The organism is Streptacidiphilus monticola (genome assembly GCF_042658505.1).
Classification (GTDB): Bacteria; Actinomycetota; Actinomycetes; order Streptomycetales; family Streptomycetaceae; genus Streptacidiphilus; species Streptacidiphilus monticola.
The window spans coordinates 1-8,690 of sequence record NZ_JBHSQJ010000136.1 but is presented as its reverse complement, the minus strand read 5'-3'; the positions used below and the strand labels follow the sequence as shown (position 1 = coordinate 8,690).

Annotated in this window: 7 protein-coding genes; 2 read left to right on the top strand and 5 right to left on the bottom strand. The window is 74.3% G+C overall.

Going from position 1 to position 8,690, the window contains the following annotated elements; all coding sequences use genetic code 11:
* Nucleotides 1-53 precede the first annotated feature (53 nt).
* The 3 genes from ACFP3V_RS26745 to ACFP3V_RS26735 form a co-directional block, all read right to left on the bottom strand.
* Entirely contained in the window at nucleotides 54-515 is a 462-nt protein-coding gene (locus ACFP3V_RS26745; protein ID WP_380588594.1) for a DUF4442 domain-containing protein, read from the bottom strand.
* Nucleotides 516-525: 10 nt separating this feature from the next.
* Nucleotides 526-3,111 (bottom strand): MXAN_6230/SCO0854 family RING domain-containing protein, encoded by a 2,586-nt coding sequence (locus ACFP3V_RS26740; RefSeq protein ID WP_380588591.1) that lies wholly within the window; start codon nucleotides 3,109-3,111, stop codon nucleotides 526-528.
* 174 nt (nucleotides 3,112-3,285) lie between these two features.
* A complete protein-coding gene (locus ACFP3V_RS26735; protein ID WP_380588588.1) occupies nucleotides 3,286-4,029 on the bottom strand; it encodes a protein phosphatase 2C domain-containing protein in 744 nt (247 codons plus the stop codon).
* A gap of 315 nt (nucleotides 4,030-4,344) precedes the next feature.
* On the opposite strand from ACFP3V_RS26735, the gene ACFP3V_RS26730 reads away from it, so the two are divergent.
* Nucleotides 4,345-4,731: a hypothetical protein gene (locus tag ACFP3V_RS26730; RefSeq protein WP_380588585.1), complete on the top strand. Its 387-nt coding sequence runs from the start codon at nucleotides 4,345-4,347 to the stop codon at nucleotides 4,729-4,731.
* Nucleotides 4,728-7,022 (top strand): glycoside hydrolase family 95 protein, encoded by a 2,295-nt coding sequence (locus ACFP3V_RS26725; RefSeq protein ID WP_380588582.1) that lies wholly within the window; start codon nucleotides 4,728-4,730, stop codon nucleotides 7,020-7,022. Before ACFP3V_RS26730 ends, ACFP3V_RS26725 begins: the two co-directional genes overlap by 4 nt.
* A 95-nt stretch (nucleotides 7,023-7,117) precedes the next feature.
* Here the strand turns inward: ACFP3V_RS26725 and ACFP3V_RS26720 are convergent, their stop codons facing one another.
* Together ACFP3V_RS26720 and ACFP3V_RS26715 are read right to left on the bottom strand one after the other, a co-directional pair.
* Entirely contained in the window at nucleotides 7,118-7,816 is a 699-nt protein-coding gene (locus ACFP3V_RS26720; RefSeq protein ID WP_380588579.1) for a GH12 family glycosyl hydrolase domain-containing protein, read from the bottom strand.
* Between the two features lie 171 nt (nucleotides 7,817-7,987).
* Nucleotides 7,988-8,690, bottom strand: a 703-nt coding sequence (locus ACFP3V_RS26715; protein ID WP_465270112.1) for a beta-xylosidase family glycoside hydrolase, incomplete at its 5' end; no start/stop codon positions are given.

The window sequence follows — 8,690 nt, the reverse complement described above, 5'->3', positions numbered from 1 at the left end:
TGGGGGAGGGTGGGGGATCCCGCGCCCTCGGCGGCTTCGCCGCCTGACGGGGCTCAGCCCGCGTCGTTGGGGCGGAGCGTCCAGACGATCGTCATCGTGCTCGTCGTGGCACCGTCCTCGCGCGTCGTGGTGACGCTCACGGGGAACTCCGGGCGCTTGCCGGCGTCGAGCTCCGCGAGAATCTCCGCGACCGGCCGCCCCAGCTCCGCCGTCGCGGTGAGGGGTCCGCGGGCCAGCTTGAGCCAGGCGGTCTCCGCCCGGACCGGCAGCGGGGTGGCCCGGTCCAGGACGTCCAGGAACGCGCCCAGCACCACCGCCCCGCTCGCCGACTCGGCCAGGGTGAACATCGCCCCGGCGTGGGGGCCGCCCACGTGGTTGTGGTACTCCGGGCGGTCCGGCAGCGTCAGCACCGCCCGTTCGGGGGTGCACTCGCCGAAGCCCAGCTGGAGGGTGCGGACCATCGGCACGGTGGCGGGCAGGAGTTCGGCGATCGAGGGCGCGGCTGCGTCAGTCATGCCCCGGATATTACTCGTCGGTAGCTTCGCTGGGAAGCAGGTCGCTCGCCGACAGCCGGGCCACGCGAGCCACGGGGACCGCGTCCACCCGCCCCGGTAGGCCCCGGAACAGTGCCCCTGACGACTCCGCCAGCAGTGCGGGCGACAGGTCACCCGTGGCCAGCACCGCCAGGACCCGCTTCCCCCGGAGCAGTTGGGCGATGTCGGACTCCGTGAGCCGTTGACCGTCCGCCACCGCCGGGAAGGCCAGCCGCTCGGCGAAGTCCGCGGACGACTCGTCCCCGCCGCGCCGGAACAGGTCCACCGAGCCGTCCCGCTGCCGGACCAGTACCGTGCCCGCGCCGGCTGCGGCCCGGCGGCTCGCCGTCTCCCAGAGCGACAGCTGCCGCCCGGGCGCGAAGTGCAGGAACAGGTCGCGGCCCAGCCGCCCCAGCCGGTCGCGGTACCGCCACACGTTGTGCGCGCCGCCTGCGGCGGGCAACTGGACGTCCGTCCAGAGCAGTTCGCGCTCCTCCAGGTCCAGCACCAGCGGCAGCGAGACCCGGGAGTCCCCGGACAGCTCGAAGCGCTGGCGCACCAGCCGCGGGTCGAACGCGGCCCGCGGCCCCTCCGTGCCCAGCACCCCGGCGAGGGCCACCGGCAGGTCGTCGAAGGGGACGTCGTTGAAGGAGAAGAGCACCGGCAGGGCGAAGCGGACGCCGCCGTCCCGCAGCGCCGCCAGGTCCAGGTCGACGAACTCGGTCGCACCGTGCGGCGCCGGGGCGGCGGTGAAGTCCCCCGAGTGGACGGCCGCCTTCTCGCCGTGCACCAGGTGCGTGTAGTCGCACAGCCCGACGAAGCGCCAGTGCGCGTCGTAGAGGGCCACGGACAGGTCCAGGTCCACCCGCACCTTGGGCGGCTGCACCCAGTGCAGGAACAGGCGCAGCCGCATGGCGTCCGGCAGGGGCTGCCGACTGCCCCGGGGCAGCTCCACCAGGGCGCGCGAGGTCTGACGGGTCGCCAGGGGCACGCCCAGGTCCGCCAGTCCGGCGTCCAGCACCGCCGCCTCCCAGTCCGCCGTCGCCCAGCGGCGCAGCAGCTCGGCCTCCAGCAGGCGGCAGCAGCCGTGGGCCTGGGCGGGGCTTACCGGGACGCCCCAGTCGTCCAGGCGGTGCGCCGCGGCCAGCCGGCCGCGAGGGAAGACGACGCGGGTGCTGTCCAGCGGGTGGGAGAGCGCACGCAGCCGTCCCCACGCTGCCAGCAGGGCGCTCACGCCCACCGACGGGAGCACGTCGGCCAGTACCGGCTCGACCACCTCGGGCGCGCCCCAGCGCAGCAACTGGTGCAGGCGGCGCACGAGTTCGCCCGGGCGTCGGCGAAGCAGCTCGAGCGCCCAGAGCAGATCGCCCGTCGCCAGCGCGCGCTCCACCTGCGCGCCCCAGCCGTGGAAGGTGAGCCGAGCCGTGGACTCCCCGCCGACCAGGCGCAGTTCGTCGGCCGGGAGCACGTCGCCGGCCAGCGTCAGGCCGGGAGCGAAGGGGTCGGTCCCGCGCAGGACGGCGAAGGCGAGTGCGGCACGCGGGTGGCGCGCCGAGTGCTCGAAGGGGTGCAGCAGTTCCCCGGCGCGCTTCCACAGCCCCGGGTGCCGGCGCAGATCTTCCACCAGGCGGTGCGGGTCGAAGCCGTCGAGCAGGCGCAGCAGCGTCCGTCGCAGCCGACGGGGGAGCGAGCGGAGCCGCGGCGGGGCGACGAGGTCCGGCTCGCCGCCGGACCAGGCGACGAGCAGGCGCAGGACGTCGGTGGCGCTGCGCAGGTGACGGGCCAGTAGGTCGTCGGAGGCCGCGTCGGGCAGCAGCGCCGCGAGGACCCGGGCCCGGGTCTCGCGCACGGGGATCTCGGCCGGGAGGGCCGCCGCCACCACCGCCGGGTCCGCCAGGCGCAGCAGCGTGTCCAGGTCCGCTCGGTCGGCCGGGGTGGGCGGCACCGCGCGTCCGGTCAGGATGCGCAGCAGCGCGGTCAGGGCCGCGTCCTGGGTGCCGTCGAGCAGGTGCAGCACGCGGACCGGCGGAGTGTCGGCCGGCGGCTCCTCGCGCGACGTCGGCGCGGCGGTCGGGAGGCCGAGCCGCATGCCGCAGCACTCGCAGTACTCCAGGTCCGCGACGCAACGGGAGCACAACAGGTGAGCGCAGGACGGCAGTTCGACGATGTCGCCGACGCGGCCGCAGCGCACGCAGGGCTGGAACGGCTGTCGGGCGAGCAGGGCGTGGATGCGGGTCGCGTAGAGGCTGTGCGCGTGCTCGGGGACGTCCTCCGGGAAGCCGCGGAAGAGCGGGATGTGGGGGCGGTCGTTGCCGAGCAGCCGGTCGACCTCGTGCAGCAGCAGCGATCCCTGGACGGCGAGGTCGGCAGGGGACAGGGCGGCCAGTGCCCGGGCCAGCGGCGGGGCCAGGACGTGGCCTCGGTCGGCCAGTTCGGCCTCGAGGGCGGCGACGCCCCGGGCGCTGAGCCAGGCGTCGTCGCGGAGTCCTGGTGCCGACGGTGCCACCGCGACCGAGGAGAGCCGTCGCAGCAGCAGCGCGGCGAGAGTCTCGTCAGGGGCGTGCGTCGTCGGCGCCATCGCCGGATCCTCCGGAGGGACGGTGAGAAGGAGAGGAAGAAGGCGGGGGCGGAGAGTGGGCGCACTGGGATCTTTTTCAGAGAAGAGAAGAAGGAAGCACGCCGCGGAGCCGCCCCCGCACCGGTCATCCTAGGGACCGCCGCCTGCGGGTTCGACGGGATTTCCGCGCCCTGGTCAGGGGCGGCCGAACACCGCGGTCGCGTCGTCGTGGCGCTTGCCCGTGAACTCGCCCGGAGCGAGGGCGCGTTCGCGGGCGCGGACGGCCGCGATGGCGGCATCGGGGCCGGAGACGTCGAGGAGGTCGAGCAGGGCCTGCCAGGACAGGCCGAAGTGCTCGGAGAGGCGGGAGACGCCGTCCGAGAGGACGGCGAAGCGGCGCACGGAGTCCAGCGGGAAGGATCGGGTGAGCGCCTGGTCGGCGGCCCCGGGGTCGATGGAGGCGACCCAGAAGCCGTCGGGGTGGTTGCGCAGCGCGGCGACTGACGCCGCGTCATAGGCGGGCAGGCGGTCGAGCCGGTCGTCGGACAGGACGTGCAGGGCGCCGTCGGCCGTCTCCACCAGTACCGGCGAGTCCGCCAGCACCAGGACGTCCAGCCGGCCCGCCGCCGCGCGGACGGCGGCCACCGTGGCCGACGGGGAGTCGCGGTTGCCGAGGTCGCACTGCGGGTGCGCGGCGCGGACCTCGGTGATGGCGGCGCGCAGCAGCTCCGGCAGCGGGGCGGTCCCCCCGGTGAGGAGGAGAGCGCCGAGGGCCGCGCTGAGGCGCCTGGCGAACCAGGCCACGTCGTGGCGGCAGCCGGTCTCCCGGCCGGAGGCGGTGGCGCCGTCGACGACGAGGGCGAAGTCCGGACCGGTCAGCACGCAGTCCTCGGAGACGCCGGCGCCGGGGGCGGGCTCGGCGGCGTGGATGAGTCGCATGCATCCCATGATGATCGTGGGACCTGTCCAACAGGTGGCACCGTGCTGACCCGTGCCTGTCCAGCGGATCTTTCCGGGCCCGCACCGTCCGGCACGGCCTCCCCCAGCCTCCGGCCGGGAGGCGGCCCCCACCGTGCGTCGGCGGAACGCCCAAGTAGGTCCAGTACGAGGGCGCTCCGCCGCCTTGGAGGCCGCACCTGGGGGCACCTCCCGCCCGCAGGGTGAGGGAACAACGCGGGCTGATCCGGAAAGATCCGCCGGACAGGCCCTAGTCTTGGGTCCGCGAGGGAACGGACACGGCACGGGGGAGCGTCGGTGGGGCTCGGACCGAGGAAGGTGGGGCCGGTCGCGGCGGCCGAACTGCTGCGGCTGGCCGCCCAGGTGGAGCGGGACCTGCTCGCGGCCGGGATCCGCGCCCGCCCTTACGACGTCAGCGGCGACCGCTCGGACGCCTGGGCCGGCGTCGAGGTCGAGGTGGACGAGTTCGACGACCCGGCCGGGGGCGTCTGGCTGCACTGGAAGCTGCCCGTCGAGCTTGACGAAAGCATTCTGCTGGGCACCGGGGAGGTCCACGCCCCCCTCGCCGCCGGGGTGGTGGCCCTGCTCAACGCGCTCGGCTACGTCGCCGCACCGGGGCAGGACAGCCTGCGCCCCTACGCCGTCAAGGTGCACGGCGGGCCGATCGGGAGGGACAGCGCGTGACGGAGTTCTGGTACGACCGGCCGGCCCGGCAGTGGGTGGACGGCTTCCCGGTCGGCAACGGCCGCCTCGGGGCCATGGTCTGGGGCGACCGCGGCGAACTCCGGCTCTCCGTCAACGAGGAGACCTTCTGGTCCGGTCCGCCCCGCCCCGAGACGCCCGACGTCCCCGCGGGCCTCATGGACGCCGTCCGCAGCGACCTGCGCGCCGGGCGCCACGTCAGCGCGGGGGAGCGGCTCCAGGCCACCCAGGCGCGCAACCCCGAGGCCCCGCAGCCGGTCGGCGACCTGGTGCTGCGCCTGCACCGGGGCGGCCAGGACGGCGTGTACCGACGGGAGTTGGACCTGAGGGAGGGCGTGGTCCGCCAGCACGGCGCGGAGATCCTGGCCGACGCCGGCACCGGACTGCTGCTGGTGCGCCTCCAGGACTCGGACGGCATCGACGCCGACCTGAGCTGGGAGAGCCCCCAGGAACGGCAGCAGGTGCGAGCCGTGGCCGACGACGGGCTCGCGCTGCTGGTCGCCGCGCCGGCCTACCTCGCGCCCGACGGCCGCGTGGAGCACGACGACCGGGCCGTGCGCGCCGCCGCGCTGGTCCGCGTCCGCGCCGAGGGCGGGCAGCTGACGCAGGATCAGGACACGCTGCGGCTGCGCGGCGCACGTGCGGTGACGCTGCTGCTCGACGTGCGCACCAGTTTCACGGCCTGGAACCGGCCGCCGCACACCGACGCCGAGGCCTGCCTCGACGCGGCGGCCCGGACCGTGGAAGACGCCTGGGACACGCCCTGGACCGAGCTGCGGGCGAACCACGCCGCCGCGCACGCGGCGCTGATGGACCGCGTCCGGCTGCGCCTCGACCGCGCCCCCGGCCGCCCCGAGCTGCCGGTGGACCGGCGACTGCGCGCGGAGGTCAGGGACGAGCAACTCGCCCCGCTGCTCTTCGACTTCGGCCGCTACCTGCTGCTCGCCTGCTCCCGCCCCGGCGGCCAGGCCGCGCACCTGCAGGGGCTGTGGAACCGCGAGGTCGTGCCGCCGTGGCGGTCCGACTACACGGTCAACATCAACACCCAGATGAACTACTGGCCCGCGGAGACCACCGCGCTGCCCGAGTGCCACCAGCCGCTGCTCGACCTCGTTGCGGACCTGGCGGAGGCGGGGCAGGAGGTCGCGCGGGAGGTCTACGGCTCGTCGGGCTGGACCGTCCACCACAACACCGACCTGTGGCGCGGAACGTGGCCGGTCGGGGAGGGCCAGGACGACCCGATGTGGTCCGCCTGGCCCATGGGCGGCCCCTGGCTCGCCCTGCATCTGGCCGAGCGGTGGCGCTTCGGCCGCGATGAAACGTTCCTGCGGGAGCGGGCCTGGCCGGTGGCGGCGGGAGCGGCCAGATTCCTGCTCGGCCTGTTCACCGAGGACACCGATGACACCGAGGCCACCGAGGACGGCGTCGGGTACCTGGTCACCGCGCCGGCCACCTCGCCGGAGAACCGTTTCGCCACGCCGGACGGCCCTGCGAGCGTCGACCTGTCCACGGCCATGGACACCACGCTGGCCCGGGAGCTGTTCGGCTTCCTGCTCGACTCCGCGGAGGCGGCGGGCGACGCGGCAGATCCCGAACTGGTCAAGGCCATGGCCGCCGCCCTGCCCCGGCTGCGCCCCCTCGCCGTCGGCCCGCGCGGCGAGCTGCTCGAATGGCACACCGTCCGGACCGAGACCGAGCCGCACCACCGGCACGTCTCGCACCTGTTCGGCGTCCACCCCGGGTCGAGCCTGGCCGGGGACGAGACGCTGCGTCAGGCCGCCCGGCGCACCCTGGAGTTGCGCGGCGACGCCTCCACCGGCTGGTCCCTCGCCTGGAAGACCGCCCTGTGGGCCCGGCTCGGCGACGGCGAGGCCGCGCACCGGCTGCTCGGGCTGATGCTCACCGCACCGGACGCGAGCCTGCCGCACGGCGGCGTCTACGACTCACTGCTCTGCGCGCACCCGCCGTTCCAGATCGACGGCAACTTCGGCTCCACGGCGGCCATCGCGGAGATGCTGGTCCAGTCGCACGAGGACGGCGTGCTCCGGCTGCTGCCCGCCCTGCCCGCCGCCTGGCCCGCGGGCGAGGTCCGCGGCCTGCGGGCCCGCGGCGGTGTCACCGTCGAGCAACTCGCCTGGGCCGACGGGAAGCTGGGCACGGTCGTGCTCCGGGCCGAGCGCCAGGTCGCACTCACGCTGCACCATCCGACCGGGAGCACCGAGGCCGCGCTGCGCCCCGGCGAGCTCTGGGAGCTCGGCTCCGCAGTCCGCTGACCCGGCCGGACGGCACGGGCACAGGGGCGGGTCCCGGCCGGGGTAAGCCTCCCCGGTGCCGGGGCCCGCCCCTGTTCAGAGCGGACGGCGCGTCATCAGGACGCGCTCGCCGAGTAGTTGGTGACGGTGAAGTTCTGCTGCGTGTTGTTGGTGCCGCTGATCTCGAAGCCGAACTGAACGGTGGACAGCGTCGGGTTGGAGAAGTAGCCCTTCGTGTTCTGCATCCACTTCAGCAGGTCGAGGATGTTGACGGTGCCCGAGGTGACGTTGCCGGACAGGACGAAGGAGTACACCGGGTTGGACCCGTTGTTGCCGACGTAGACGGTCCAGGTCCGGCCGTCGAGGGTCAGCGTGCCGATGGAGGAGCCGAGCGGGCCGACGTTGCCGTGCTTGTTCATCCACAGCATGACCTCGTACGAGGACCCGTTGAGCCAGATGTCGTAGGCGGCCTCCCAGTCGCCGACGCCGGGCAGGGTGACCCCGAAGGTGCTGGTGGCGCTGGACAGGGAGTTGAGCGACTTGCCGATGGAGCGGCTCACGTTGGCGTAGCTCTTGACGCCGGAGGTGGCGGGCTGGGTGGAGTAGACGCCCCAGTCCTTGTAGGAGTTGGCCCACAGGGTCTGCGAGCCGTAGCCGCTGCCCCACTCGTCGTTGTAGATGGTGTAGCTGCCGCTGGTGTAGGAGGCCCACCGGTCGGAGGACTGGTAGGTGGCGGCGCTGGCCGTGGTGGCGGTCAGCAGCAGGGCCGTGGCGGCCGAGAGCAGGGGGACGGCGGCACGTGCGAGCTTGCGCATGGTCTCTCCTTCGAGACGAGCGACTGGGTGGGTGGTGGTGCGGTGGTGCCAACGCGCGTGGTGCCAACGCGCGGTGGTGCGTGTGCGGTTATGCCAGGCCCATGACAATCCTGTGAGCCTGTGCGACGGCAGCCGCGCCTCCCCCTCATAGAGGCGCGGCCGCCGCCGGTCTCAGGGGGCGGCGCCGGTTCCGTCGCCCGCCGGGTGGTAGTCGAACCAGTCGAAGCACACGGTGCCCTCGGCGGCGTAGACGCCCACGACGCGGCCCGTGAAGCCTCCGGCGACCTCGGTGGAGAGGTAGCGCCCGTCGAGCGGTGGGGCCTCGGTGAGCGTCCCGTCGGCCGCCTCGACGCCGAAGACGAGGGAGTCGGGGCCCTTGCGGGAGTCGTGCGGCAGGGGCGCTCCGTCGGTGCGCACGGTGAGCACCAACGGTCCTGGGGGAGTCGTCAGTTGAGCGACGACGGTGTGCAGCGAGCCGATCCGGGCGAGCACCCGGACGGTTCCGTCCGGGGCGGCCTGGACGGCGTAGTGGTGGCGCTCGTCCAGGCGGACCGCGAGGCCGCCGACACCCGCGCCGGCGTCGATGAGTGTGCGTGCCGCGAAGGCGAGGTGCTGCTGGCGGTGGCCGACGAAGACGGCGTCGATGGAGTCGAGGGAGCCGCCGCGGGCGCGCAGGGTGAGCCAGCCGTCGCGCTCCTTGGTGGTGACGCGCTCGGCAGGCCGGTCGCGTAGAGAGATCCAGTGGGGGAGGAGTTCGGGCGTGTCGAAGTCCTCCCGTGCCGGAGGTGCGGGGGCAGGCGTCAACGGCCAGGGGAGGTCGGCGACTTCGAGCTTTACCTCGCCGACGAGGGGCCAGCCGTCCTGCCAGGTGACG